Source organism: Coprothermobacter sp. (assembly GCA_013824685.1).
Taxonomy (GTDB): Bacteria; Caldisericota; Caldisericia; order Cryosericales; family Cryosericaceae; genus Cryosericum.
Genome location: PNOG01000006.1, coordinates 24,204 through 49,515 on the forward strand (window position 1 = coordinate 24,204; position 25,312 = coordinate 49,515).

26 protein-coding genes and 1 pseudogene are annotated in these 25,312 nt (G+C 56.6%); 13 read left to right on the top strand and 14 right to left on the bottom strand.

Going from position 1 to position 25,312, the window contains the following annotated elements; all coding sequences use genetic code 11:
• The first annotated feature begins 471 nt into the window (after positions 1–471).
• Entirely contained in the window at positions 472–1,224 is a 753-nt protein-coding gene (locus C0398_01660; GenBank protein MBA4364698.1) for a hypothetical protein, read from the top strand.
• Here the strand turns inward: C0398_01660 and C0398_01665 are convergent.
• The gene (locus tag C0398_01665; protein ID MBA4364699.1) at positions 1,221–1,511 is read right to left on the bottom strand and encodes a hypothetical protein; all 291 of its coding nucleotides are present in this window, start codon (positions 1,509–1,511) and stop codon (positions 1,221–1,223) included. The genes C0398_01660 and C0398_01665 overlap by 4 nt on opposite strands.
• An 86-nt stretch (positions 1,512–1,597) precedes the next feature.
• Between C0398_01665 and C0398_01670 the strand changes: the two genes are divergently transcribed.
• The 8 genes and pseudogenes from C0398_01670 to cysM (C0398_01705) all read left to right on the top strand — a co-directional run bounded on the left by C0398_01670 (position 1,598) and on the right by cysM (C0398_01705) (position 7,846).
• A complete protein-coding gene (locus C0398_01670; protein MBA4364700.1) occupies positions 1,598–2,113 on the top strand; it encodes a hypothetical protein in 516 nt (171 codons plus the stop codon).
• Between the two features lie 88 nt (positions 2,114–2,201).
• Positions 2,202–3,368: a cysteine desulfurase NifS gene (locus C0398_01675; GenBank protein ID MBA4364701.1), complete on the top strand. Its 1,167-nt coding sequence runs from the start codon at positions 2,202–2,204 to the stop codon at positions 3,366–3,368.
• 6 nt (positions 3,369–3,374) lie between these two features.
• Positions 3,375–3,761, top strand: coding sequence for an iron-sulfur cluster assembly scaffold protein (locus tag C0398_01680; protein MBA4364702.1), 387 nt, complete (start codon positions 3,375–3,377; stop codon positions 3,759–3,761).
• Positions 3,762–3,794: 33 nt separating this feature from the next.
• Positions 3,795–4,934, top strand: a complete 1,140-nt coding sequence (locus C0398_01685; GenBank protein ID MBA4364703.1) for an N-acetyltransferase — start codon at positions 3,795–3,797, stop codon at positions 4,932–4,934.
• A 200-nt stretch (positions 4,935–5,134) separates the two neighbouring features.
• The gene (locus C0398_01690; protein MBA4364704.1) at positions 5,135–5,551 is read left to right on the top strand and encodes a hypothetical protein; all 417 of its coding nucleotides are present in this window, start codon (positions 5,135–5,137) and stop codon (positions 5,549–5,551) included.
• A complete protein-coding gene (cysM, locus tag C0398_01695) occupies positions 5,529–6,416 on the top strand; it encodes a cysteine synthase B (protein MBA4364705.1) in 888 nt (295 codons plus the stop codon). The genes C0398_01690 and cysM (C0398_01695) overlap by 23 nt, the downstream gene beginning before the upstream one ends.
• Positions 6,417–6,687: 271 nt before the next feature.
• Positions 6,688–7,647 (top strand): hypothetical protein, encoded by a 960-nt coding sequence (locus C0398_01700; GenBank protein ID MBA4364706.1) that lies wholly within the window; start codon positions 6,688–6,690, stop codon positions 7,645–7,647.
• A gap of 67 nt (positions 7,648–7,714) precedes the next feature.
• Positions 7,715–7,846 (top strand): annotated as a pseudogene (gene cysM / locus C0398_01705) (cysteine synthase B).
• A 124-nt stretch (positions 7,847–7,970) separates the two neighbouring features.
• Here cysM (C0398_01705) and C0398_01710 read toward each other — a convergent pair.
• Positions 7,971–9,329, bottom strand: coding sequence for a hypothetical protein (locus tag C0398_01710; protein MBA4364707.1), 1,359 nt, complete (start codon positions 9,327–9,329; stop codon positions 7,971–7,973).
• Positions 9,326–10,585 carry a hypothetical protein gene (locus C0398_01715; GenBank protein ID MBA4364708.1) on the bottom strand — a complete coding sequence of 420 codons (1,260 nt, stop codon included), beginning with the start codon at positions 10,583–10,585 and terminating at the stop codon, positions 9,326–9,328. The genes C0398_01710 and C0398_01715 overlap by 4 nt, the downstream gene beginning before the upstream one ends.
• Positions 10,586–10,875: 290 nt before the next feature.
• Between C0398_01715 and C0398_01720 the strand changes: the two genes are divergently transcribed.
• The gene (locus tag C0398_01720) at positions 10,876–12,102 is read left to right on the top strand and encodes an argininosuccinate synthase (GenBank protein MBA4364709.1); all 1,227 of its coding nucleotides are present in this window, start codon (positions 10,876–10,878) and stop codon (positions 12,100–12,102) included.
• Positions 12,099–13,493, top strand: coding sequence for an argininosuccinate lyase (gene argH, locus C0398_01725; protein ID MBA4364710.1), 1,395 nt, complete (start codon positions 12,099–12,101; stop codon positions 13,491–13,493). The genes C0398_01720 and argH overlap by 4 nt, the downstream gene beginning before the upstream one ends.
• Positions 13,494–13,799: 306 nt before the next feature.
• Here argH and C0398_01730 read toward each other — a convergent pair whose 3' ends face one another.
• Together C0398_01730 and C0398_01735 are read right to left on the bottom strand one after the other, a co-directional pair.
• The gene (locus tag C0398_01730; GenBank protein ID MBA4364711.1) at positions 13,800–14,714 is read right to left on the bottom strand and encodes a hypothetical protein; all 915 of its coding nucleotides are present in this window, start codon (positions 14,712–14,714) and stop codon (positions 13,800–13,802) included.
• 18 nt (positions 14,715–14,732) lie between these two features.
• On the bottom strand, positions 14,733–15,257 hold the full coding sequence (locus tag C0398_01735) for a cob(I)yrinic acid a,c-diamide adenosyltransferase (GenBank protein MBA4364712.1): 525 nt from the start codon (positions 15,255–15,257) through the stop codon (positions 14,733–14,735).
• A 274-nt stretch (positions 15,258–15,531) separates the two neighbouring features.
• Between C0398_01735 and C0398_01740 the strand changes: the two genes are divergently transcribed.
• Positions 15,532–16,317, top strand: coding sequence for a hypothetical protein (locus C0398_01740; protein MBA4364713.1), 786 nt, complete (start codon positions 15,532–15,534; stop codon positions 16,315–16,317).
• A 129-nt stretch (positions 16,318–16,446) separates the two neighbouring features.
• Here the strand turns inward: C0398_01740 and C0398_01745 are convergent, their stop codons facing one another.
• A complete protein-coding gene (locus tag C0398_01745) occupies positions 16,447–17,466 on the bottom strand; it encodes a nucleotidyl transferase AbiEii/AbiGii toxin family protein (protein ID MBA4364714.1) in 1,020 nt (339 codons plus the stop codon).
• Positions 17,409–18,215 carry a transcriptional regulator gene (locus tag C0398_01750; protein ID MBA4364715.1) on the bottom strand — a complete coding sequence of 269 codons (807 nt, stop codon included), beginning with the start codon at positions 18,213–18,215 and terminating at the stop codon, positions 17,409–17,411. Before C0398_01750 ends, C0398_01745 begins: the two co-directional genes overlap by 58 nt.
• A gap of 401 nt (positions 18,216–18,616) precedes the next feature.
• Between C0398_01750 and C0398_01755 the strand changes: the two genes are divergently transcribed.
• Positions 18,617–20,014 carry a hypothetical protein gene (locus C0398_01755; GenBank protein MBA4364716.1) on the top strand — a complete coding sequence of 466 codons (1,398 nt, stop codon included), beginning with the start codon at positions 18,617–18,619 and terminating at the stop codon, positions 20,012–20,014.
• 171 nt (positions 20,015–20,185) lie between these two features.
• Here C0398_01755 and C0398_01760 read toward each other — a convergent pair whose 3' ends face one another.
• The 7 genes from C0398_01760 to C0398_01790 form a co-directional block, all read right to left on the bottom strand.
• Entirely contained in the window at positions 20,186–20,623 is a 438-nt protein-coding gene (locus C0398_01760) for a hypothetical protein (protein MBA4364717.1), read from the bottom strand.
• Positions 20,624–21,009: 386 nt separating this feature from the next.
• Positions 21,010–21,426 (bottom strand): hypothetical protein, encoded by a 417-nt coding sequence (locus C0398_01765; GenBank protein ID MBA4364718.1) that lies wholly within the window; start codon positions 21,424–21,426, stop codon positions 21,010–21,012.
• Positions 21,419–22,072, bottom strand: coding sequence for a hypothetical protein (locus C0398_01770; GenBank protein ID MBA4364719.1), 654 nt, complete (start codon positions 22,070–22,072; stop codon positions 21,419–21,421). The genes C0398_01765 and C0398_01770 overlap by 8 nt, the downstream gene beginning before the upstream one ends.
• A gap of 277 nt (positions 22,073–22,349) precedes the next feature.
• Positions 22,350–23,195, bottom strand: coding sequence for a hypothetical protein (locus tag C0398_01775; protein ID MBA4364720.1), 846 nt, complete (start codon positions 23,193–23,195; stop codon positions 22,350–22,352).
• Between the two features lie 12 nt (positions 23,196–23,207).
• Positions 23,208–23,831 (bottom strand): hypothetical protein, encoded by a 624-nt coding sequence (locus tag C0398_01780; GenBank protein ID MBA4364721.1) that lies wholly within the window; start codon positions 23,829–23,831, stop codon positions 23,208–23,210.
• Positions 23,828–24,610, bottom strand: coding sequence for a hypothetical protein (locus C0398_01785; GenBank protein ID MBA4364722.1), 783 nt, complete (start codon positions 24,608–24,610; stop codon positions 23,828–23,830). Before C0398_01785 ends, C0398_01780 begins: the two co-directional genes overlap by 4 nt.
• 321 nt (positions 24,611–24,931) lie before the next feature.
• Entirely contained in the window at positions 24,932–25,312 is a 381-nt protein-coding gene (locus C0398_01790) for a hypothetical protein (GenBank protein ID MBA4364723.1), read from the bottom strand.

Genomic DNA, 25,312 nt, shown 5'->3' on the forward strand with positions numbered 1-25,312 from the left:
TGAGAACGTCAAGCCCGTTCTGAACGTCTTCTCTGAGCATTGTACTTCCTCCGGGAACGCGAATTTCTTGTCCGGCCGCTTGCGGTGAGGGTACGGTCTCCCGCAGAAGCCACCGGTTGCATCCGCTTCTGAGGGCGGACCGCACTTCGAGTGCCCGAAAAGCAGGCCCGGATACAGGACTGGTCATGACTGGTCATCATTGCGTGGACACATCTCCAGTATATGAGTTTCCCGCTGCCGTCAACGCGGCGCGTTGCTTGTAACAGGGTGTAACAGGGGACAGCCGTAGTTGTTGTAACATGCTGCAACAGGGACAGGGCTGGATTCCCGCCTGCGCGGGAATGACGGACGATGTAGTCTGTATGAGTTGACGCGGCGGCTGCACCCGCAGACAGGGCAAGAATCGATACGGTTGGCACGTACCTGTGATATACTCACAATCACACAAGCCAGCGAGTCTCAGGGGGAACCATGAGGATTGTCATGACCAATCAGAAGGGCGGTGTCGGCAAGACCACACTCGCGTTTCATCTTGCGACGCTGTTTGCCGCCGACGGCAACAGCGTTCTGGCGCTCGACCTTGACCCACAGGCCAACCTGACCAGCTGCTTCCTGCGGTCTGACCTGCCACCGGACAACAACGTTGCCCTGCTGTTCCAGGGAGGCTTCCCGCGTCCACTGACGGTAGGCGACCATCTGGACCTGGTGGGAACAGACGGCAGCCTGAGCAAGTATGAAGACCACGACGCCTCCGACCACCTCGAGTTGATAGGCTCATGGCTTGATGCCGGCGATGCACATGATGTCGTCGTCATGGACACGCCGCCTGCCATGGGGTTGTTCACCAGGGGGGCACTTCTTGCGGGCGATTTCGCCATCATACCGGCCGACGTGTCCTGGTTTGCGCTGAAGGGGCTGGCGGACCTCATCGCGTCCATCGAGCAGCTGCGGTCCAGCCACAACGCCGGCATCAGGCCTCTCGGGATCGTCCTGAACAATATCCAGGAGCGTCAGTCGTTTGCTCAGGAGACGTGGGCGAAGCTCGACGATCTCTATGGGCATCTGCTGTTCAAGACCACAATTCCCGAGTCTGTCCGGGTCAGGGAGGCGATCAGCCAGGGCATCCCGGTGACGCGGCTTGACGCCAAGGGCAAGGCAGCCTCGGCCTATCGGCAGCTCTACAACGAGATCGTTGCGAGACTGGAGCAGTCCAGAGGTCTCTAGTGTCGCTTGTTCACCTGTCTATTTGCTCCGACGACCAGGAGATGGGCGATGAGGCCGACCGCCCCGGCGAGCAGGAGTGACACACCGACGACCAGCATGAAGAAACGAGCCGCGAACAATGAGCTGCCATTGGGAGCACCTCTTCCGAGCAGCAGCCCTGTCAGCAGCAGGACGCCGCCGGTCACAGCAAGCGCGACTGCGAGGCGGAACTTGCCGCGTGTCGTCGCTTCAAGTTCAACGCGTTTCTCGTGAGGTGCCTTGTGTCCAGCTTTTCTCTTGGTGCTCATTGGAATCCTCCATGCATGCGGATAGAGATGTGGCATAATCCAGGACGTTCAGCGTCCTATTCTCCGGCGAGAACGGTTCGCTGTCAATGGACCGTTCGCGCCGGCTCGATCAGGTGGGGCATCAGTCGCACAGGAGGTTCGTGATGAGGAAGTTGCTGGCAGCAGGCTGTCTCGTGTTGCTCGTCGCAGTTGCGGTGACCGGTTGTCGTGTGGTCCCCCCGCCCCAGGTGGACGCGAAGGTGTACTTCGTCAGGCCGACATCGCAAGACATCGAGCTTGTCGCGGTGTCACGGCGTGTCTCGGGCGAGATCCCTCTGGCTGAGGCTGTTCTGCGAGAGCTCCTCAAGGGTCCGACGGCGGCAGAGCGGCGGGAGGGGCTGACATCGCTGATCCCGGAAGGGGCAGCACTCCGGTCCGTGTCTGTCAGCGATTCAGGCGTCGCATGGGCCGATTTCAGTGAGGGACTGCAGCAGGGTGTAGGTGGTTCCATGCGTGTCATGGGCATTCGGCAGCAGATCGAGGGAACACTCATGTGGATATCGGGCATCACATCAGTTATACTATCTGTCGAAGGCCAGACGGAGGGGGTTCTGCAGCCCTGAAGCCAGGCAGGATGTCCGCCGTATCTCGGCTGTTGCTGTGCGCAGCCGGCGCAGGGGGAACAAGCACTCAAGGCACTGGAGGAATGCAATGCAAAGAGTAGTCTACTTGGACAACGCAGCCACCACGCCGGTCGATCCGGCTGTTCTTGAGGAGATGAAGCCGTTCTTCACTGAGCGCTTTGCGAACCCGATGACGTACACGCACTCGTCGTCCGGCGACGTTGCCCATGTGGCGGTCGAGGAAGCGCGCGTGCGTGTCGCGTCTCTTATCGGCTCGAAGCCCGAGCAGGTCGTGTTCACGAGTGGCGGAACGGAGTCAGACAACTGGGTGCTCAAGGGAACAGTGGAGAGGGCTTCACGCGAGCGGTTGCACAAGCCCGGGCACCTGGTGACGGCGGAGTTCGAGCACCACGCCATCCTGCACAGCGCCCTGGCACTGCAGCGCCAGGGGTATGAGGTCACCTTCGTCAAGGTCGGACGCAGCGGTATCGTGGACCCCGACGACGTGCGCCGCGCCATGCGCCCAACGACCGTGCTGGTGTCGATCATGCACGCAAACAATGAGATTGGAACGGTCCAGCCCATCGCCGACATCGCGCGCGTGGCTCATGATTGCGGAGCTCTCATGCACACCGACGCCGTCCAGACGATTGCGCATATCCCCGTCGATGTGAACGCCCTGGGGGTCGATTTCCTGAGTGTCTCTGCACACAAGTTCAACGGACCCAAGGGTGCAGGCGTCCTGTTCGTTCGTGACCAGGCTGCACTGTATCCGTTCATCGACGGAGGCGGACAGGAGTGGGGATTGCGCGGGTCAACCCACAACGTTCCCGGTATCGTCGGGATCGGCAAGGCGGCGCAGTTGGGCAAGGAACGACTGTCGGGAGAGCTCAAGCGTCTGACGGCGCTGCGGAACATGCTGTTTGACAAGCTTTCGGCGCGCATCGACAGAATCGTCGTGAACGGTGACATGAAGCAGCGTGTGCCACAGAACCTCAATATCCGTATCGAGGGGATCGACAACGAGCCACTGCTCCTTGCCATGAACGAGGCCGGCATCATCGCAGCGGGCGGTTCGGCGTGCAACGCCCAGGAAACGCTGGCATCGCATGTGCTGACGTCTATTGGTTGTGACCTGAAGGAAGCGAAGTCGTCGATACGCCTCTCGTTTGGGTATGCAACGACGGAGAAGGACGTCGACTATGCCGCAGACGTCATTCCCGGTCTCGTCAGGTTCCTGCGCTCGATGGCGTGAGGGTCTGTGGACAAGTACAGTCGTGCGACGATCCGGGAGTTCATGAGCCCGGGCAACATCGGACACATCGACAACCCCTCGGGTACAGGGCACATCACCGACAACGCGGACGCCGTCGAACTGACGTTCTTCATCAGTATTGACGCGGGCCGCATCACGGATGCCAAATACCGGATAGCAGGGTGTACGGCCCTTATCGCCACGCTTTCTGTTCTCAGCAAGGAACTGCCGGGCAAGACCATTGACGAGGCTCTAACATTCGACATGTCGTATCTGTCGGGCCTGCTGGACGGCTTGCCCGAATCCAAGTGGCGTTGTGCCGGGTATGCCGTTCAGGCACTGCACCTGGCGATCGAAGACTACCAGAGCAAGGGTGGGGCAACAGCTGGCTGAACGGAGAGCTGCCGCTCCTCCAGGAACGGGCGCATGAAGGTTGTCGTGGAAGAAGTCGTCACCAGGCGAGGGCTCCGGGAATTCGTCGAGTTCCCATACCGTCTGTACCGTGGGCACCATGCCTGGGTACCGGTCCTCCGTTCAGAGATGATGGCGATTGTCACCGGGCGCGCCGGCTTTGTCCTGAAGGATAACCCGCACGCGTTCTTTGTCACACGCGACGAGAAGGGTCGGGTTGCCGGCCGCATAGCGGTCCTGGTCGACACGAAGCTCAGCGCGGCCAAGGGTGTGCACTACGGCGCCTTCACGCTGTTTGACGTGGTCGACGATTGGGACCAGGCCAAAGCCTTACTCGATGCCGGCACGGGCTGGCTGCGGAGTCGAGGAACGCACGTCGTGAAGGGGCCGGTCTCGCCGACCAACGGTGATGACTATCACGGCATGCTGGCCATGAACTTCGACGACCCCCCGATGATGTATACCAACTATAATCACGCCTACTACAACATGTTCATGGAGCGCTACGGCTTCACTGTGGACATCCGGCTGGGGGCCTGGCGCTTTGACGTGCGCACGGTGAGCGAATACCGCGAAAAGCTCGTGCAGAAGGTCATGGCGCGCTACCACTACCACGTCGACAACGCGGACATGGGCAACCTGGAGGGAACCGCCCGCGACATCAAGTGCATCCTGGACGAGGCGATACCTGTGGAGTGGGCTGATCTGACACCTCCTTCCATCGAGGACGTGCGCATTATGGTGCGCGACATGAAGAAGTTCGTGCGACCCGAAATGGTTGCAATCGCCAGGATGGATGAGGGACGCCCGATCGGGCTGGTCGCCTCGTGCGCAGACTACAATCAGGTGTTCCGACGCATGAACGGACGGCTGTTTCCTCTTGGGTGGCTGACGTTCCTCCTGTATCGCAATCGGATCGACGCCGGGCGTGCGCTGGTGATGTTCGTCGTTCCCGACTATCGGTCGAGGGGCGTGCCTGCGGCAATGTTCTCCAAGCTGTTCACCTGGGGGCGTGCGCACGGCTACCGCGTGGCCGAGGGGTCGCTGCTCGGCGAGGAAAATGTGCGTAGCTGGCGCGAGATTGAAGGAGCAGGCGGCATCCGCTACAAGACCTGGTATCTCTACCAGATGGCTCTGGACGCCAAGGATTCATGATACCGTCACGAGGAGAGGTTGACGCGGAGTCCTGTCGGGACAGAATAAAAGTATGACTATCGTAGCGATGACTACCTGCACCTGTGAAACGCAGCATACCGAGGGGCGTCGCTAGTCGCATATCTTGACACTGAACATGCGAAGCCTCCCGGAGACGGGAGGCTTTCTGTTTACTGCGAGCATGCAGAGAAGGAGAACGAATGGTGATAACACTGGTACCCGTGAATGCGCTGAGGCAACACGAGCAGATTCTGAACGAGAACCTGATGAGAATCCAGCGCGATCTGGTGCGGGACGGCATGATCAAGGACCCCATCATCGTGGACCAGCGCACCATGGTGATTCTGGACGGCCATCACCGCTACAACGCTCTCAAGCGCATGGGATACAAGTACGTGCCCGTCTATTTCGTCGACTACAGCAGTGACCATATAGCAGTCGCTGCCTGGAGAGCCGGAGAGCATGTCACGAAGGCAGAGGTCATGCGAGCAGGCCTCACCGGGGACCTCATGCCTGCCAAGACCTCGCGTCACGTCCTTCCGGACAGACCCCATGGCGTCAACGTACCTCTCGCGGTACTAAAGGAGAAATCACATGACAACAAATTCCATCCTTGATCTGATCGGCAACACACCGGTCGTTGAGCTTCGGCACTTCAGCACAAATCCCGGGGTTCGCATCCTGGCGAAGCTGGAGGGCAACAACCCCGGGGGATCGGTCAAAGACCGCCCCGTCCTCATGATGTTCCGGGATGCCGAGGAACGAGGGGTGCTGAAGCCCGGCGCTCAGCTGCTGGAGGCCACCAGCGGGAACACCGGGATTGCCATGGCGATGATCGCGGCTCTGCGTGGCTACAGGTTCCGTGCCGTCATGGCCGAGAGCGCGAGCATCGAACGGCGGAAGGTCATGAAGATGTTTGGCACGGATATCGTGCTCACCGACGCTGCCGGCGGCACGAACCTGGCCATCAAGACTGCACAGCAGATGCTGGCGGAGGACCCGTCATGGGTCAACCTGAACCAGTTCGAGAACAGCGCCAACCCTCGTTCGCACGAGGAGACGACTGGCCCTGAGATCCTGCGGGACGTTCCTGACGTGACGCATGTGGTCGCAGGCATGGGGACGGGTGGCACATTGACTGGACTGTCTGCCTTCATGCACAGGCAGGCGCCACAGGTGAAGGTTGTCGGGGTCGAACCGATTGCCGGCAGCAAGATCCAGGGACTGCGCAACATGGCGGCCTACACACCCGGGATCTTCAGCTTCGACAACCTGGACGTAACACTGCGGATGACCGAGGATGCCCCCGCTTTCGGCATCGCGCGCGAGATCTACCGCAAGGAGGGCATCAATGTTGGCATCTCGTGCGGAGCGGCCCTCTGGGGAGCCATGGAACTGGCCCGCACGCTGGAGAGCGGCGTGATCGTGGTGATCTTCCCCGACCGTGGCGATCGCTACGCCAGCACGGCGCTCTTCGAGTAGTAGTGACACACTGAGTCGATGATGAACGAAAAAGGCCTCCGACTGCTACGGAGGCCTTTTCCATCTCTGGGAAGGAAGTTGGTGTGGAGTCCGTTTCACCACCTCTAGTACGCGGATGCCGGCGTGAACGTTCACCCCATTCTTCACAGTGAATTCACCCGCGACGCGCCTTGGTTGGCCAGACTAAGAACTACTTGTAACTTCCGGCTTAAGACCGACAAAAACGCTTATACTTGGCCATGGTTTCCTGATTAGAAAGGAGGCGAGGAAAGTGGAGCATGAGGATCTTGCTGAATATCGCAAGAAGGTATACGAACTCTATTTGCAGGGAAAGTACAGCGAAGCGTTAGAAATTGCCGAGAAAGCCTATGCACTGTTTAAAGACAAGATTTCAGAAACTTCTTACTGGCTTGCGTGCCTTAACTCGGTCCTTCATGAAGAAGATAAGGCTATCGAGATCCTGACGAATTCATTAGACGATGGTGCTTGGTGGTCGCCCAAGATACTTGAGGGAGAAAATGACTTAGACCCGTTGAGGAACCGCGAAGAATTCAAAAGGATCATGGAAAGATGTCGGGAAATATTCGAGAGGAAGCAAAGAGAGTCAAGACCCGAAAGGCTCGTATTCTACCCTGACAAATTCGATCCGGAGGAGAAACACCCTCTTCTTGTTGCGTTGCACCGAGGAGGAGATAATGCGGAGGAATTTTGCAGGTACTGGAAACATGTTCTGAAGAGAGGCTATATTCTCCTTGTTCCTCAGTCATCACAACTTTATGGGCCTGATGCGTATTGCTGGAGTGATTGGGAAAAAGCAAAGAAGGAAGTAATCGACCATATCATAGAGATAAAAGAAAAGCACAACTTAATTGAAGACAGCATTGTTGTTGCAGGGGCTTCTCAAGGGGCAAGTCTTGGCATGGTTGATCTCGTACTTGAAGACACCCCTCTGAATCTCAAGAGATTCATTGCTGTAATTCCTCCGATAGATGATGTTTCATTTTTCATCCCATTGCTTAAGAACGGGGTAAGAAAGGGAGTAAAAGGGTACATTCTTGCAGGCGAGAAAGACCGCTTTACCAAAAACACTGAAGACCTTTGCTCCGAGATGGAAAAGGCAGGGCTTCCACACAAGTTCACTGTGGTGAAGGGACTCGGCCACGGTTTTCCATCCGATTTTGGCGCTTACCTCGATGAAGCACTGGATTACCTGGAAGCGAAGCAATCCTAGGATATTCTTCTACTGGCGGTTTGCCAAACCAAGTGCAACGATTCTATTGCCAAGACCTGATAAGAAGTTTTGCAGTTGGGGCATTTCCTGCGGAGCGGCCCTCTGGGGAGCCATGGAACTGGCCCGCACGCTGGCAAGCGGCGTGATCGTGGTCATCTTCCCCGACCGTGGCGATCGCTACGCCAGCACGGCGCTCTTCTTCATCTCTGGGAAGGAGGTTGGTATGGAGTCTGTTTCGCCACCTCTAGTACGTGCTTGCCCGGGTGAACGTTCGATGCATTCTTCACAGTGAATTCACGTGCAACGCGTCCGGGTCGGCCAGACTAGGAATGATCCGCAACTTCCGGCTTGAGACCTATGAAGCGCTTATACTTGGCCATGGTTTCCGGAAGCCGTATGGCCTCTATCCGGATATCCAAATCGGCATCGATCCCGTAGCTGGACAATTCGCTTGTCAGACGGGTCCTCAGTTGTTCAGCCACAGCAGCTCTTGCCTCACCCGTTGAGTCAAGCACATCAATGGTGATTTCCAGTTTGGAGTGCGAAATCTGACTGACCCGGAATTCTCGGATGCTGTCACTGGTTGTGATAATCCACCGGCTCATTAAGTCAGGGTAAACAGGCTGCAAGATGCGGTTCTTGTTGGTGAGGTAGAGCACATCGTCATTCCTTCCCAGCACCTTGTCGATGACTCTGAAAGAGCTGCCGCAGGGGCAACGTTCACCTAGTTGGATGAGGTCATTCATCTCGTACCGTATCAGGGGCTGTGAGGTATTGATGAGATTCGTAAGGAGCATCTTTGTTCCCACAGGTCCTGGGCGATCCACCGGCTGCCCGTTTTTGTCGTAGAGCTCGATGAAGACCAGATCCTCGTTGATATGCAGGTTGCCACACCGGCAGGTGCCTCCAATCTGTCCTTCACTGGCCTGATATATCTCAATGACCCGGGTTCCAAAGGTTAGTTGAAAACGTTCCTTCTCCTCTTTTTCCAGCACTTCTGCATAGGAGACAATCATCTGAAGTGGCCTCTTGATCGTACTGGCCCAGGGCAGCAGTTGTCTGACCAGGCTGGGTGGCGCCATCAGGATGTTGATGTGGTCATCATTGATCTGACCAATGATTTCGTGGACCGGTGTCATGGTGCTGAGGTAGTTCAGGTGAATGAGAGGGGCATTGATATCCTCAAAGCCCTGGCTGAACACCCTGAGCAGAAACAGAATGCGGAAGGGAAGATCCTTGCTGGATAAGCCGCTTCTGGCCAGAAAGACAAAGGGAAGCCGTTCGGTCATGGACTTCGGTGTGATATATATCCCCTTGTTGCCGCTGGTGCCACTGGAAAGGCCAATCACATACTGGTCCTGATAATAGCCCAGGTATTCCCTGTGAAGTTCCTTCTGGACGGCATAATCTCGAACCGCTTCGAGCTTCAGGCCGCAAGTGTTGATATCGTCAAAATGGTCCATCATGATTTGCTTGTTGATGGACGGCAGCTGCCGAAAATCCTCCAGACTCTTGACGAGCAGGCCTTTGTACAGGTCGCTGTAGAAGCGTGCGTGGTTCATGGAGAAAGCAACCAGCTTTTGGAGTTCAGACAGCTGGTATGCGCGAATCTGCTCGTTGGAGAATCGATAAAGATGCCTGTTCAGAAGCCGATAATCACGGATGCCCTGGAGGATATTCACTGCCCATCACCGCCATTTCTGAACCTGTTCAGCTTGTGCTTTTTCTCGCTCTCGCCGAAGCGGTCCAGTATGCTGCAGTAGAAATACTCCAGGCCGTATCGGAACTGGACTTTCTCCCAGAGTATCAGGAGGAAGCCCCAGCAGAGGGCAAGTGTAAACCCATAGACGAGCGAGGCGAACAGACCAAAGTGCAGGCCGGGGATCATGAGTGACAGAACCCGGTAAATGCAGGCGCTGACCACACTCTCCAGAAAGAACACCGTCAGACCAGCAACGCCGAAGCGGTAGATGAAGGCGTTGGCAAATGACATGTGCTGGACGCTTGCCTTGCATCTGAAATCGTACTGCCAGAGAGCAACCAGTATCATGCCTAGGAAAAGTCCTGATTGTGCGATCATGATCGCATACCACTTCAGGTCGATGCTCCTCTGAAGCATGGTGTCCGGAAGGTTCGTGTACAGCAGGATGCCCGTTGTCAGGAGTGCAAGGCTGAGCGGAAGCGCTGTGCGCACGAGGGAACGCCAGCCTCGCTCTTTCAGCATGGAAGCCAGCCATGCACCCATGAGTCCAAAGGCCAGATAGGGCAGCAGGGGATTGTTCTTGTTGACGAATCCGTTCAGGAGAAGGACCATGCCCAGCTGTTTGTCAGCCACGGCTTTCAGATAGACGTCATACAAAGGAATGCGGACCAGGGAAAGAAGAAATACGCCGAAAGTAGACAGCAGGTAGAAGAATGACCAGCTCTGGATCTTCTTGTCCCTTACCCATCGATGGGCCAGGGTGAACATCAGTCCCATAATGAGGATATTCATGCCGATCATGACCAGACTGTCGATGTAAAGAACCCTTTCAGACAACTGCGTTGATATTCTGCCATACCGAATCAGATCCACCAGCATGCTGTTGTTCATGCTTCTGCTTTCGAAATGGACGAGTCCTGCCCCGGTGAAGATGAAGTAGGCGTACCCAATGGCCAAGATCAGCAAGCCACCGATGCTGTTGAACATCAGGGCTTTCTTCGGTTCGTAACCGTTATCTGTCTTTCTGTGAAGCTGCAGGGTATGAGCTGCGCCGCTGATCATGGCAAAAAGACCTGCGAACATCAGCAAGAGGCCGATGAGGGTGACAATCAGGGGAGGATTGTTCAGATCCAGATCATAGAGACCGTCGAAATAGTAGAACGCCGAGTGCAGCCAGACCACCATGAATACGCCCAAACCCCGCAGGATATCCAAGCCGAGATACTGTCTCTTCATGAGGACACGCCTTTCAATGATGAAATGGCAACTATCATTGGTCTATCAGAAGGATATCCAGAAATCGACAAGAAACACAAAGACAGGTTGATCTGGATAGCATGAAATAGGAAGCACGGGTGTTGAAGTATCCCCAACGCTTTGATCAAGTAAGCCGTGAATTTGCTGAAACTTGGCCACAAGAACAAGAAGAAACACTATGAACAAAACACGATAGGTATGCTTGCATTTTCCCAGCGGCCCGCTATAAACATTTATTATAGATCATATATGTGAAGGATGGAATACTTATGAGCAAAGAAAAGGTGGTACTGGCTTATTCCGGGGGTCTTGACACCTCTGTCATTCTTAAGTGGTTGGAAATCGAATACAGCTACGATGTCATCGCAGTCTGTGTCGATGTAGGCCAGAAAGATGATTTCGTAGCCGTCAAGAAGAAGGCATTGGAGACCGGAGCTGTCAAAGCTTACGTCATCGATGTGAAAGAAGAATTCGTAAGAGACTATGCATTCACCACCCTGAAGTCCGGGGCCGTATACGAAGACGATTACCTGCTGGGGACATCCTTCGCACGACCGCTGATCGCCAAGAAACTCGTGGAAGTGGCTGAGAAGGAAGGGGCCGTGGCTATTGCCCATGGCTGCACCGGCAAAGGGAACGACCAGGTGCGTTTCGAATGTACCATCAAGGCCATGAATCCCCGCCTGAAAGTCATTGCACCCTGGCGTATCTGGAATCTCAAATCCCGCGAGGACTGCATCGATTTTGCCAACAAACACGGTATTCCGATCCCCGTAACCAAGAAAGACATTTACAGCCGTGACGGGAACGTGTGGCACCTCAGCCACGAAGGCGGCAATCTGGAAGATCCCTGGAATGAGCATGACCGCAGCATCTATCAGATGACTGTGAAGCCTGAAGATGCTCCGGATGCCCCGGTCTACGTGACCATCAGCTACGAAAAAGGCATGCCGGTTGCTGTAGACGGCGTGAAAATGAGTCCCCTGGAATTGCTGACAAAGCTGAACAAACTGGGCGGTGCCAACGGCATCGGCGTCGCCGATATCGTCGAGAACCGACTGGTTGGGATGAAATCCCGTGGCGTCTATGAGACACCGGGCGGCACCCTGCTTCACAAATCCCATGCGATTCTGGAAAAACTGGTCCATGACCGTTCTACTATGAGCTTTAAATCCGGCATCGCCAAGAAATACTCTGAGCTGGTTTACGACGGACTCTGGTTCACACCGTTGAAAGTCGCCCTGGATGCTTTCGTGGAGTCCACGCAGCAGGTGGTCACAGGGGATGTGAAGCTGAAACTGTACAAAGGCCAGATATACTATGCCGGTTCCAAATCACCGTTCTCCATGTACAGTGAGGAGTTCGTCACCTTCGGTGAAGACGATGTTTACAGTCAACATGACGCTGAAGGATTTATCAATCTGTTCTCACTGCCGCTGAAAATTCGTGCCATGATGAATTTAAGAAACAGCGAAAGGGAAAAGGACATCACATGAAGCTATGGGGAGGCCGGTTCTCGAAACCGGCCTCCGAATTACTGGACGAATTCAATGCCAGTATCGAATTCGACAAGCGTCTCTTTCGACAGGACATCCGAGGCAGCAAGGCCCACGCCAGGATGTTGGGAAAAATCGGGATCCTGACCACCCAGGAAGTGCTGGAGCTGATGGAGGGGCTCGAAGGGATCCTCAGGGATATGGAAGCCGGAGCGGTTCCCTACACCAAAGCAGACGAAGACATCCATATGTGGGTGGAACGGGTCCTCACTGAACGGATCGGGGCAGTGGGCAAGAAACTGCATACCGGCAGAAGCCGGAACGACCAGGTGGCCGTGGATCTGAAGCTGTATATGAAGGATGAACTGGCGGAAATCGCGGGCCTTCTGCTGGAGCTGTTGGAGACTCTGGTTTCCATGGCCGACACGCATAAGGATACGGTGCTGCCGGGGATGACCCATCTGCAGAATGCCCAGCCCGTGACCTTCGGTTATCATCTGATGGCATATTTTCAGATGTTCAAAAGGGATTACAGCCGCCTGCTGGACTGCATCCAGCGTATGGATTTGTGCCCCTTGGGCAGCGGTGCCCTGGCCGGAGTGACCTATGCCTCCGACCGCAGCTATACTGCTCTGGAACTGGGTTTTGCAGGCGTCACGGAGAATGCCATGGACTCTGTCAGTGACAGGGACCATGTGATTGAGTTCATCGCCGATGCCTCCATCCTGATGATGCACCTGAGCCGCTTCTGTGAAGAACTGATTCTCTGGAACTCGTCGCCCTTCAGTTTCATCGAAATGGATGACGCCTTCAGTACCGGGAGCAGCATCATGCCTCAGAAGAAGAATCCTGATGTGGCAGAGCTGATCCGGGGGAAAACCGGACGGACCTACGGGAACCTGATCAACATTCTGACCGTCATGAAATCCCTGCCGTTGGCTTATGACAAGGACATGCAGGAGGACAAGCCGCCACTCTTCGATACGGTTGACACCCTGAAACCCTGCCTGAAGATTTTCATAGAAATGATAGAAACCATGACCGTAAAACAGGACAACATGCTCAAAGCCGCGTCTCTAGGGTATACAAATGCCACCGATGTGGCGGACTACCTTGTGCACAAAGGGCTTCCGTTCCGCAGCGCCCATGAGGTATCCGGGCAGATGGTCCGGTCCTGTATGCTGAGAGGCATTCTCATCGAAGAGCAGAGCCTGGAGGAATTCAGAGTCTTCAGCCCTCTGTTTGAAACGGACGTATTGGACGCCGTGCAGCTGAAATCCTGCATGGAAGCGAAGAAATCCTATGGATCCACGGCACAGTCCAGTATCCTGACGATGATTGAAAACGCCCGAATCTTTCTGAAAACGGAACATGTTCCTGCGTCGCCGTAAGAAGCTCGTGTCCTTCGGAAAGAACTGACGCAACAACCCATTCGTGTTTTCATTGGCAGGTCTTTCCCATGAACTGTGCGGATGACCGAACACACTCTTCGAGTAGTGTTCCCGCCGCTATGCGGGGTGTGGCCGAGAAAGGCATCTGGAGCCAGAAGCGCTTGTTGGTGGTGTAACGAGTTGATAACAACGAAAAAGGCCTCCGGCTGCTACGGAGGCCTTTTCATGTTCAGGAAGGAGGCTGGCGTGAAGTCTGTTTCGCCACCTCTAGTACGCGGGTGTCGGGGCGAACGTTCCATTCATTCTTCACAGTGTGTTCACCCGCGACCGGACCATGCTGACCAGAAGCCCGGTCAGGATGAGCCCACTGCCAATGATCGTCTGCGCGGTGACGCGCTCATGGAGAACCAGCATGCCGAGGAGTGTCCCTGCCAGGGGTTGGCAGAAGAACATGAGCGAGGAGGCAGAGACGCTGGTGACCTGCTGGAGACCCAGCGTCCAGAGGGTGAACCCCAGGAAGGTCGAGACGACGGCGAGGTACACGATAGCTGCTCCGAGCACCGGGCGGGCGGCGACTGTGACGATCACCTCGCCACCCCGAGGGATGAACAGAGGCAGGAGGATAATAAACCCGAGCGCATTGCTGATACCTGTTGCAGTGAGCGACGACTGCTTCCGCGTGATGAGGCGGAGAAACAGGGAGTAGAGACCCCACGTGACAGCCGCGGCAACCAGAGCGGCAATGCCCTCCAGCCACTGCAGTGGGCTCGCCCCCACGCCACGGCGGAGTCCCTCCAGCGATATCAGTGCGACACCGGCGAGAGCAACACCGATGGCCAGGATGTCCCGGAGGCGAATGCGTTCATGCAGGAAGATTCCGGCGAGGACGACCATCGCGAGCGGTGTGGCACAGGTGACGATCGAGCCGATGTGTGCGCTGGTCAGCGATGTGCCGAGGAACTGGAACGGGATGGAGAGAACATAGCCCGACACGGCACTGCCGAGATAGAGCCACCATTCACGGCCGTGCGGCATTCTTGGCCGCTGGACGAGGAAGAGGACGGCGAACAGGGCGGTCGAGCATGCGAACCGCAAGATGACAAGGTCGAGAAAGGATACGCTTGCCAGGGCATAGCGACTGACCACAAAGGTGCTTCCCCAGATGGTGGCCGCAGCGCCAAGGTTGAACAGCCCCCAGGCGTTGCGCCTCGATGGATTCACTGGACTCGGTCCGGCGGGCTAGAGCTCAATGCCCTTCTGGGCGGCGATGCCTTGGCGGAAGTGGTGCTTGACCTCGATGACTTCACTGACCATGTCGGCAGCGTCCAGCAGGCATGAAGGAGCTCCGCGGCCCGTGATGCAGACCGACATGAACGGAGGCCTGTGTGTCAGCAGTTCGAGAACATCAGCCTCAGGGATGAGGCCATAGTCGATGGCGCAGTTGAGCTCGTCCAGGATCACCAGCTCATGCCGTTCTTCCAGGAACGCGTTGCGGGCGATGTTCATCCCCCGTTGTGCCTCCGCCCTGTCCAGCAGACTGACCTGTTCTTTGGTGACCCAGTGGTGGAGACCCGTCTGGACAACTTCGAATCCCGGCAGACAGGCGATCCCTTTCAGCTCGGAGTAGCTTGGGTCCCCTTTCATGAACTGGACCAGCAGGACGCGCTGTCCGGCTCCGATGGCTCTGAGGCCGAGACCCAGCGCCGCGGTCGTCTTCCCCTTGCCGTTGCCCGTGTACACCATCACCAGACCATGCTGTTCCATTGTTGCCTCCACTGCAGGGATGTCATCTACAGTATAGCGCCTCCGTCATTCCCGCGTATGCGGGAATCCATCTTGCCTCAGTCATTCCCGCGTATGCGAGTCCCTTGGTCCGTCATTCCCGCGTATGCGAGTCCCTTGGTCCGTCATTCCCGCGTAGGCGGGAATCCAGTCCTGACGATGTGTACTTACCACTTTGGCCGCTATTTACCAGCTGACCCCATATCGATTTCTGCATTTCACTTGCTGTAACTATACATTTGTGTATAGTATCAGCATGTCAAATGCATCCAGTGGGACGAACATGACGACACGCGAGGTGCTGGCAAGGCTCCCATCCATGTTCACTGTGGATGATGTACGGCGAGTCAGCCAGTGGGAGGACTCACGCGTCTGGGTGGAAACCCGCCGGTGGGTTCAGCGCGGCTGGGCAACCCGCCTGCGACGCGGCGTCTACTCGTTACACGTCATGGGCCGTTCCTACCCTTTGGACCTCGTGGAAGCGCTGCACGTGGTTCAACCGTCCGCGCTTGCGTATTGGACGGCCCTCGGCTACCACCACCTCACCGAGCAGCTTCCCCCCACGGTGATCATCCAGACGCCGACGCCAGGAAGAACGATAACCACGTCCATCCGGGAACTTCAAGTACGCATTGTCCACGTACAGCCGTCGCGCTTCTGGGACATCACGTCTCTCGCTGCCGAAGACGGTACGATACTGGTGACGACTCCCGAGAAGACCATTCTCGACTGCCTCGACCGTCTCGACCTGTGCGGCGGCATCGTCGAGGTCGCCAAGGCGATCAAGGCGGGCACACATGTCCTGTCACCAGCCGCCATGGCACGCGCAGCCGGTCGCTACGACAGTGACGTTGTGCGGCGCCGGCTGCTTGTCCTTGCCCAGCTGCTCGACTGGCATCCATCCTGGCTGGCTACACATATCTCGGTCGCTTCGACCGCGGGATACGCATGGTTCGATCCGACTGCTCCGCACAAGATCCTGTCACGCTCTACGCGCCTTTACATGAATGTTGCCACGGAAGACATCGTCAATGCAGAGTAGAGATAGTTGGTCTGTCATTCCCGCGTAGGCGGGAATCCAGTCTTGTCCTTGCCTGTGAGCTGTTGAATGTCAGCCCAAGCTGAATCAACGAGGTTACCACCGGGCGTCTAATTAGCAGCTGACCCCATATCAGAGTCCCAGCATTTTGCGCACGTTGAGCGCTTTCCAGTGCAGCGCTGGCTGTGCTTGGATGCGTTCTCTGAGGACCGGCTCGTCCGTCAGGAGCGAAGCGTCCACGATTCCGTCACCCAGGAGTGACTCCAGAAATGCCAGCTCGCGTTCGCGCAGCGGCAGGACGGCCGCGAGCATCGCCCTCGTCTCATCCAGGAGGCGCTCCGCGAATGAGTCGCTGACGTGCTCGATTCCCCCAGACCGCTGGAGGACGGGAATGAGCTGGTCACGTAGTTCGCGCCCCTCGAAGAAGACGTCACGTATGGCCACAGAGCGCCAGTCCAGTCGGTTCGCTGCCCCGTACACGACGAAGGCGATACGCAGCCGTTCTGGATCCAGCAGGCCACTCGCGAGCAGCTGATGCGCGTCGAAAAGATCGCGACCGGCGTGACGGCTCAGCAGAGCTGCCAGCTTACCTGCAGCCAACTCATTGACATCGAGGACGGACACGTGGTGAGCGCCTGCGTGTCCAAGCTCCCTGGAATCCCGAGCAACGACGGGCCATAGCGGAACCCTCAGCATGAAATTGACATCCAGTTGGAGCTCTGCATTGCCACCCAATGCAGATGCGTAGGCCAGGTGCCACTTTCCTCCCGCGTGCTTGTCTGGAGTCCGGCCTATCCTGAAGCCCTCGCGCTGACAGACGCTGCGGATGGCAGCTTCAACCAGCGGTCGTTCGGTCTCCATTGTCCCAACATCAGCAGCTCCGATGTAGTTCATGTCAGCGTCCAGCGAAAGCCGAGGAACGTCGAACACGAACAGGTTGAGCGCGGTGCCGCCTTTCAGCGCCAGTCGAGGACCGAGAAAGGGGTGATCCGTCAGGCCCTGCAGGAGGCTAAGCAGCAGCTCACACTTCTCCAGGATCTCAGGGCGGAAGCCGCTCGCGCCGGCATCTGCCATCAGAATGTCGTGGCTCAGTCTCACCTGTCTTCCTCCCAAGCTCGGTCGAGAACGGTGACCGGCATGATCAGATGCCATTGTTCCACCAGACGTCCAGCGGAGGCCCGGCCTCGATCAACATAGTGGAGACCGCGCGGAACGCCCGTCCGCAAGCGCTCCAGAACGCCGCTGTCCACCGCAAACTGCTCTGCGTGCTGTTCCAGAAAGAACCCAACCTTGGCGATTGTCGTCGCATTCCCCAATGCCAGCGCGTATGTGACCACAGACTCCAGGTCCAGGGAGGACATCACTTCCAGAGATCGCCATACTTCCTCCCAGCCGCCGGACAGGCCGACCCGATCGAGGACATCGACGAGCGTCCGCTCGCGCGACGTGACATGGACCAACGTGGTACCCCTGAACCCCTCATCGGCCATCATGTTCTCTCGATGGCCGTTCACCAGCACGCGGGGGAATGGCACTGGAGCATACGTGATGCCCCAGAATACCAACGGGCGCTGGCCAACACCAGTCAGATATGTCATCCGACTGTGGACGCTGTATGCAACTCCATGGTACTCCAGTGCCGTATGGTAGGCCAGAACAGCATCAGTGGCCATCTTGGCAGCGACGGCCATGGGGTCGGTGACTGCTCCAGCAGGGCCAACCCCCGCCGGCACCGTAACGAAGAGCTCACGACGAACTCTGACGAGGCGACCAGCCTGAACGTACTGCTTCAGCAATGTGTCACGTGTCAGTGTTGCTGATGGCACGTCGCCATCATGAGCTACCGCAAACTCACGGTACGTGAACACTTTGTGGGTATCAATGAACTCTCGAACTCGCATCTCGACCTCTTACTTGACATCTATGTTGGTTACTGGTACTTAATATACCAATTACTCACAGCAGTGTCAAGTACGTAGTGGTAGTCATGCTTGTGGACACGTCCAGAACGCACCGAGAGGTTCCCGCCCTCGTGCGAACAACGGAGGGAAGACCACCTCGTGTAGCGTCATCCTCGCGCAGGCGGAATTCATCTTGCGACGTCATTCCCGCGCATGCGGGAATCCAGTCTTGATCCGGCGTACTTACCACGTTGGCTAGGTGCACCCCTCGCATTGGAAGAACATGCTCGGGGGCTCTTTACCAGCTGACCCCATATCAGCGAATGCCAACACCCGCTTCCAAAGTGCTCATCGGCGCTCAGTTGACCAAATGACGAGGTCCCTTGTCATTTGGGCCGACCATGGTATGCTTGCACCAGATAGAGGAGGTATCCGCGATAGACATTGAGATCTTCAACATGCGCAATCCGTGGCGTACCGGCCGTCCATTTGAGCATTCCTGGCTTCCACGCCGTGAGCTGGAAACGCTTGCCGGCTGGATGGACAACCCGTACGTTGTCGTCGTCACCGGGGCGCGGCAGGCCGGCAAGACGACCCTGCTGTCCATGCTCGTCCAGCGGCTGCTTGCGACTGGCGTGCCTCCAGCCGACATCTTCTACTTCAGTGTGGACGACCTTGGGGCGGCCGAGCTCTTCAGCAATCCGGGAGACCTCCTGCGATTCCTGCGGGATGCCAAAAGTGGTCCGCGCGCCTACATCCTCATCGACGAAGTCCAGCGCCTCCCGAACCCCGGTCTGGCCCTGAAGGTTCTGTATGATCTGGGCGCCGGCATCAAGATCGTCGTGTCCGGTTCATCGTCGCTGGAGATCCGCAGCACCACGCGCGAGCACCTGGTTGGGCGGTCACGCGAGCTTATCCTGTATCCGCTGTCGTTCAGCGACATCGTCCGGCAGAACATTCCGGCAGCCAGCAGAAATGACGGCGATTTTGATGCATTTCACCGACTGTACGGCGAGTCACTTGTGCCCCTGTTTGTCGACTTTGCTGTCTGGGGTGGCTACCCTGCTGTTGTCACAGCTCCATCCGCAGCCGAGCGCGCCGAACAACTGCGCCAGATCTACGACACGTACGTCACCCGCGACGTGTCCCAGTTCCTGCGCGTCGGTCGTCCCGATGTGTACAACCGGCTCGTCAGGACACTTGCACTGCAGGTCGGGAGTCAAATGACCTGGGAGGGACTGGCCAACGAGGTGCGGTCGTCGTCTGAGACTGTTCGTCACTACGTCGCTATGCTGCAGGGGACGTATGTCTGCGAGCTGGCCATGCCGTTCTCAAGCAACAAGCTGACCGGACTACGCAAGACGCCCAAGGCGTACTTCGTGGACTGCGGCATGAGGAACAGCGCGGTGCCCAGCCTTGCCGCCCTCGATAGCCGAACCGACCGCGGTCAGGTCGTTGAGCAGGTCGTCTTCCAGGAGCTCCTCAAGGTCCTGTCTGTGACGGATGAACTGCATTACTGGCGTACCAAGGGGACCGCGGACGAGGTCGACTTCGTTGTGACGCGCGGTGACCGCATCCTGCCCATCGAGGTCAAGGACACTCATTTCAGCGAGCCCAGCCTCCCGGGCGGCCTCGCGCGGCTGGTCGAAGACACCCATCCTCGTCACGCAGTCGTCGTGACGCGTGACTTCGTCGCACAGCGTACCGTCGGCACAACCGCTGTGCACTTTGTCCCCGAGGGGACCTTCCTGGCACGCCGCGACACGCTTGTCCAGCTCCTGGACGACGCCCTCGGCTGACCGACACTGATTCGTCATCCCCGCGCAGGGGGTCCAGTCCTTCCTTACCACGTTGGCCACTACTTTCCAGCTGACCCCATACCAGTGGACCACTCCTTGCCCGCTGTGCATTTTGCTTTGAGCTTCCTGGGATTCGCCAGACACAGCAGGTCGACGTACACTGCTGCATCCTCATTGAAGGTGCATGATATGCACGTCAGGAACGCAGTTCGCCACGAATTCCGCAAGCAGCCGGCGGTGACAGTGCTCAGGGGTGGCCTCGCTGCAGAGCAGACAGCCACCGTCGAAGATAGACGGGTCAACAAAGGCCAGCGCATTCCTGTCTGAAAGGAGTGTGAGGTAACCACGCTCATACTTCCCCCAGTCGAGGGAATGGCCTCTGTAGCCTTTCAAGAGCTCCTCTGAGGGTGCGAACTGTGGCAGATGCAAGTAGTCGATTCCAGCAACCCTCGACAGGAAGAATCGAAGGTCATCGCGTTTGGTGAAGCCTGCCAGCTGATTCGTGTTGTTCAGACGCACGTCGAGCACGCGTTTGACTGCATTCTCGGTAAGTAGCGTGAAGAACTGTTCTGCGGACTTACCCGTGAATCCGATTGTGTAGAGCGTCATCGTTGTTCCTCCTCATTGCTGCCTGTCTTGTACGCAACATCAATGGCCTGCCTGTCATGAGAGACTGTCCCTGGTCCGTCATGCCCGCGCAGGCGGGCATCCAGTCAGTCCCTTGCGGCCAAATACCGGAACCTGGCTGCCTCCCTCATGGTACGGGCCGAGGTCTCAGTTTATTCATGACATGAATAGCATCTATTCACATCGTGAATAACATGAAGGAGAAGTCCTGCTAGCTGCTTTGCGACTGCTGTTTCCGAGAGCAACACTCCGGCTCGTTATGCCTGGGCAGGAGAGTATCCAGTCCTGTTCCTGTTGTACACATCGCGCGTAACAATTCGTGTGAAAGGTAGTGCATCGCGTGTTACAAGAATTACGTCTGTCCCTTGTTACACTGCCCTGTCACCCTTCCCCATGCGGCCCCACGCCTCGAGGAACGTGGCATTTTCGTATCCACCCCGCTCAAGCCAGTAGGAGACTCTGCCATCGCGCTCATTACGGTGAGCCAGCTCCTTGACCTCGTCCGGCATGAGAACATAGGCAGAGGGTGAGCCAGAGGCCATCTGGTTGACTACAACCCAGTAGTCGCCCATCATCCTCTCCAGTGAGTCACCGAGCGGAATGGCGTCGCGCTTGCTCACCGTCTTGACCTGTATGCCGCAGAAGCTCTTTGCATCAGGACTATAGGCGATGATGTCTATGCCACGTGCATTGCGCGCTGTTGGCATGACATTCCAACCTAGGAGAGAAAGCTTGTAACAGCAGTAGTACAATCCTGCATTGCCCACCACCTGAGCATTACCCATCGTTGACCTCCTCCTGCTTTCCGTTCTCTCCAGCATTCGGCGGGGCTTCCTGCCACAACCGGTACTCGACCTCGAGGGGAATGCCCCCACGGTTGTCACGCACCCACTGCTGGCACTCCATGTACTGACTGTAATCGTCGAGCCTGCTCCAGGCGCAGCCAAGAGCTGGCATCTCCTGCTCCTCCAGGCGTTTCAGCACAATGCTGTCCAGCGCCACATGCGCCACGTCGTACACGCAGTGGAATCCAGGAAGACGACGCTCGCCAAGGGCGATCGCATATTTGATACTCATGTTGACCCACTTCTGTGATTGCCCGACCGACAACGGGAAGCCGCGCTCTGAGGAGACTCCTCTCAGAGCGTCTACCGACTCGTGGTGCCACGCATCAAACGACGCCTGAGTCCAAGGGTGCTCGCCAGAGAGCATCGCCAGACGATCCCTCAGAGACCGTAGCATTGTACTCTTCCAGTCCGCGTGACCCTCTCCAAACCTGCCCATGCCATGCATTGTGCGGTTCATGTCCAAGTAGGCACGCCACATGCACCGGTCAAGCCAATCGCCCTTGCGCCCGAAGTAGCACACGGCCACAAAATCGTCCCAGTCGCTCGCAGACACAGTGTGCCTTACTGATGATTCAGTATTCATTGCTCCTCCTCTGCATCGAATCTCAGAACTGCATCTTGAAACGCTCTATCAGTTATCATCGTAGAAGACCAACCATTTTGTTGGCGTCAACAAGATGGTCGAACTCCGCTCAGCGAGTCGGTGATCAGGTCGTCTGCGCCTGCCCGATAACCCTGACGCGAGTTGCGCCATTCCTCGTACCCGAGCGGGACCTGCAGATCCTGTGCTAACCAGAACTCGATGCTGTTCTCCTTGCATGTTGCTTCTTCAGACGATTTGAGTAGCTTGCCCGAGTTGTTTATCCATCTTCCGTCCCCTCCTCAGTGCCCTGGTCAGTGCCGTCTGCCCACCGCTGGAGTGCCATGCGGCAGCGCTCAACAAGATCAGGGGTGAACGAAGCACTGGGCTTGTGCTGGTAGATGTACTGCAGAATGGCCTTGGTGCCCAGAATTGGAATGTAGCTACCAGTATTTGTGTTCCCCAAATGCAAATCATCGGGTACGTTGGCAAACGGGAAAGCCAGGATTGACTGCACGAAAAGCTGTTCCTGAATGCCGTGCTCGGCTAGATAGTCCTTGACTTGATATGCCTCCTGCATTGCCTGTCGCTGGTAGTTCTTGCGAGGCTGATCGCCGTGATTTATCGCCAGTCGACCCAATTCGTCAATCGAGACATCGCCATGGTTTGACTTGGTCTCAATAACAAATGCTCCGGTCAGACCGATAACTACGTGATCGATGTCTCCATATCCTCGGTAGAGTCCATGAAAGACAACATACTGTCGCTCGTCGAGGTTCGCCAAGACGTTTCGGACCTCCTGCTCGGCCTTCTGAGCTCTCCTGTCCTCGGCAACTTTTCTGTTAAAGTCGAGCACGACCTTACGAAGCGTTAGGGGGACGAAAGCTAGCAGCAAGAAGGCAAGCGAGACGAAGAATGCGAGATCGACCCCGATGACGGCACGCATGACCCGTTGGCTTGAAGCCAAGAGTGGTAGCAGCACGGGCAGCGAAATGAACAGAAGAAGCACGACCACGATACCTCCAAGCAGCGATATCCAGCGTGCCCGGTTCACTCGGCCCATTGAATCCTGCAAGTCGCCTATCTGTTGTTCCAGAAACGTCCTTGCTACTCTGCCACTATTCATCGTGCCCGCCTCCTATGGTGCTAATGCAGTTTTCAAACCAAGGTCGACCGCCCAGCGTGCCAGCGCCGTTTCCATATTTGCCCTAACGCTGACGAAAAAGCCTATGAGATCGTAATCCTGGTACGGCCCTTTTGCCAGATCATCCGGGTCCTCCATCAAGTAGACGGCAGACTGAGGTGCAGCTCCAGAGGCGTAGCTGTACGCCGGCCATTGATAGAGCACACCCCGGTGGGTCGCGGCATTGCGATACCGCGTCAGCCGGACGTACCATCCAAACTTGGGATCACTGGTGGAAGCGTTCCTATCCTGTAACATCTGTAGGTTGTTAAGGGGCGCGACCAAACTACTGTTTTGCTGTCCGATTGCCCGAACAAGACGCTTCTCGCATACTTCATGTGCCAATAGTCCAAGGTGATACTGTCTGTTGACTTCCTGGAGCAGCATGTCCTTTGTGCTTACTAGAACAAAGAGAAAACCATCGACATAGCTCCTGACCCTCGCCAAGTCCTTTTCGTGACCGACATCATAGATGTGGGCTATCCCTCCTAGAGAATCGTAGGAGTCACGTAGACGTTGAAGCTCTTCGAGCAATACGTCAGCTTCCTGCAATCTGTTCCAAATCCCCCCCTCATTCATGTTTCGCTGGATCGCTGCATAGACTTTGAAACGTAGTGGCTGAGGATGTGTTCTGAGGGGTCGTCGAATATCCAGACATCTGTGAAGTGCGATTCCCAGAGGCTACGCCAACGCTCAGGCTGACATTCCCAGCCGAATCCAGGTTTATAGCTCGGATCCCATTCGTAGTAGAGTAGCAATTGGGGACTTACAGCGCCGCACCGATATCGATATCGGTTGTTGGCTTTCCGCTGCAGAGCTTCCTTGATACCATCCCCAAAAGATGTGACATTGGAAACCTTCCATAGTGGCCCAGTAAGGCCTGTAGATAAGCGACTGATAGTGATCTGACCCTTGAGCCCCCTGAGTTCGGAGACGCAGTCATACCGAAGTACTCGTGAGGCATGTCTGTTTGGCAGCAGCTCTTCTGGCTTCTGCGAGATGAGATACCTGCATATTTCCCTCAATGCCTGCCGTGTTCGATCATGTGGCAACTCGACAAGGAAGTGCAATCCAGAAAACCTGCACCTGAAAGTCTCGACTTCTGTTGGCGAGAGAACCCCGGAGTCGTCATAACTGTGTTGAATGTGGGACCAGTTGCGCTTCATCTGTTCGCTAGCCAATTCTGACAGTTCAAACATAAAGATCGCACCCCCGGCATCCTGACAAATGATGTCGGGTTCGTCCGTCTTCTCGTCGCCATGGCAGGTGGTATGGGGCAGGATACTCAATCTCGATACTGGCACAAATCTGTTGAACACCAGCAGTTCTTCCTGTACTTGAGTCTTGTCGTGTGTCATACCTGTCGCAGTCTTGCCCGGTTGGAGAGCCCCGAGCTAGTCACGAACCAGTGGTATCACTGCCTTCGGCAGCCCGACCTGTTAGGAGAACTGAGCCCTAGGCGATGCCACAGCCACAAGCACTGTTCCTTCTTCCAGCTGTATTCGCACTGATAGATGGAAACAACAAACTGCTGGTCCGTGCTGGCCATCAGCTTCAGTAGAGATGCTTCAGTCGCTTTCATTCCCTCCTCCCTCTTCCGTTTCTCGACAGACAAATCGCGCCACGCCCATCCAGTTTCCAAGAAGCTGCATCAACGTTGCTCTATAACCAGACATCTGCTAAAGTGCCGTCTTCACCAACTCCTGCACTTCCTTGGGTAGTTTGCTCTGGCTCATGATGTAGGCGCCGTAGATGCCACTCAGACCTGTAGCAAGAGCCTTGCGAACTGACTGGTTGGCAGCTGCACCAGCATCGTTGCGAAGAATCTTCTCGATATGAACGGGAATGCGATACTCGTACAGGTCGTCTTCCCAGATCATCTGGTCAGACGTGAACGCCTTACCGCTTACCGTCGCAACGAGGACTCCCTCCTTGCCGACCAGCAGGACCATGGTCTCACCCTGATCCCACTTGCTAAACCGTGAGCGGTTCGAACCCCAGACTCCGTTCTTCACGACAACGTCCGCAACCTTCCACGAATCAACGCGCGCGACTCTCAT

What these genes read in the sequence shown, in the direction of transcription:
- C0398_01660 (MBA4364698.1), top strand. Translation starts at nt 472, where the DNA reads ATGAGGATTGTCATGACCAATCAGAAGGGCGGTGTCGGCAAGACCACA.
- C0398_01665 (MBA4364699.1), bottom strand. Translation starts at nt 1,511, where the DNA reads ATGAGCACCAAGAGAAAAGCTGGACACAAGGCACCTCACGAGAAACGC.
- C0398_01670 (MBA4364700.1), top strand. Translation starts at nt 1,598, where the DNA reads ATGGACCGTTCGCGCCGGCTCGATCAGGTGGGGCATCAGTCGCACAGG.
- C0398_01675 (MBA4364701.1), top strand. Translation starts at nt 2,202, where the DNA reads ATGCAAAGAGTAGTCTACTTGGACAACGCAGCCACCACGCCGGTCGAT.
- C0398_01685 (MBA4364703.1), top strand. Translation starts at nt 3,795, where the DNA reads ATGAAGGTTGTCGTGGAAGAAGTCGTCACCAGGCGAGGGCTCCGGGAA.
- C0398_01690 (MBA4364704.1), top strand. Translation starts at nt 5,135, where the DNA reads ATGGTGATAACACTGGTACCCGTGAATGCGCTGAGGCAACACGAGCAG.
- cysM (MBA4364705.1), top strand. Translation starts at nt 5,529, where the DNA reads ATGACAACAAATTCCATCCTTGATCTGATCGGCAACACACCGGTCGTT.
- C0398_01715 (MBA4364708.1), bottom strand. Translation starts at nt 10,585, where the DNA reads ATGAAGAGACAGTATCTCGGCTTGGATATCCTGCGGGGTTTGGGCGTA.
- C0398_01720 (MBA4364709.1), top strand. Translation starts at nt 10,876, where the DNA reads ATGAGCAAAGAAAAGGTGGTACTGGCTTATTCCGGGGGTCTTGACACC.
- argH (MBA4364710.1), top strand. Translation starts at nt 12,099, where the DNA reads ATGAAGCTATGGGGAGGCCGGTTCTCGAAACCGGCCTCCGAATTACTG.
- C0398_01735 (MBA4364712.1), bottom strand. Translation starts at nt 15,257, where the DNA reads ATGGAACAGCATGGTCTGGTGATGGTGTACACGGGCAACGGCAAGGGG.
- C0398_01740 (MBA4364713.1), top strand. Translation starts at nt 15,532, where the DNA reads ATGTCAAATGCATCCAGTGGGACGAACATGACGACACGCGAGGTGCTG.
- C0398_01745 (MBA4364714.1), bottom strand. Translation starts at nt 17,466, where the DNA reads ATGGCATCTGATCATGCCGGTCACCGTTCTCGACCGAGCTTGGGAGGA.
- C0398_01750 (MBA4364715.1), bottom strand. Translation starts at nt 18,215, where the DNA reads ATGCGAGTTCGAGAGTTCATTGATACCCACAAAGTGTTCACGTACCGT.
- C0398_01755 (MBA4364716.1), top strand. Translation starts at nt 18,617, where the DNA reads ATGGTATGCTTGCACCAGATAGAGGAGGTATCCGCGATAGACATTGAG.
- C0398_01760 (MBA4364717.1), bottom strand. Translation starts at nt 20,623, where the DNA reads ATGACGCTCTACACAATCGGATTCACGGGTAAGTCCGCAGAACAGTTC.
- C0398_01765 (MBA4364718.1), bottom strand. Translation starts at nt 21,426, where the DNA reads ATGGGTAATGCTCAGGTGGTGGGCAATGCAGGATTGTACTACTGCTGT.
- C0398_01770 (MBA4364719.1), bottom strand. Translation starts at nt 22,072, where the DNA reads ATGAATACTGAATCATCAGTAAGGCACACTGTGTCTGCGAGCGACTGG.
- C0398_01775 (MBA4364720.1), bottom strand. Translation starts at nt 23,195, where the DNA reads ATGAATAGTGGCAGAGTAGCAAGGACGTTTCTGGAACAACAGATAGGC.
- C0398_01780 (MBA4364721.1), bottom strand. Translation starts at nt 23,831, where the DNA reads ATGAATGAGGGGGGGATTTGGAACAGATTGCAGGAAGCTGACGTATTG.
- C0398_01785 (MBA4364722.1), bottom strand. Translation starts at nt 24,610, where the DNA reads ATGACACACGACAAGACTCAAGTACAGGAAGAACTGCTGGTGTTCAAC.
- C0398_01790 (MBA4364723.1), bottom strand. Translation starts at nt 25,312, where the DNA reads ATGAGAGTCGCGCGCGTTGATTCGTGGAAGGTTGCGGACGTTGTCGTG.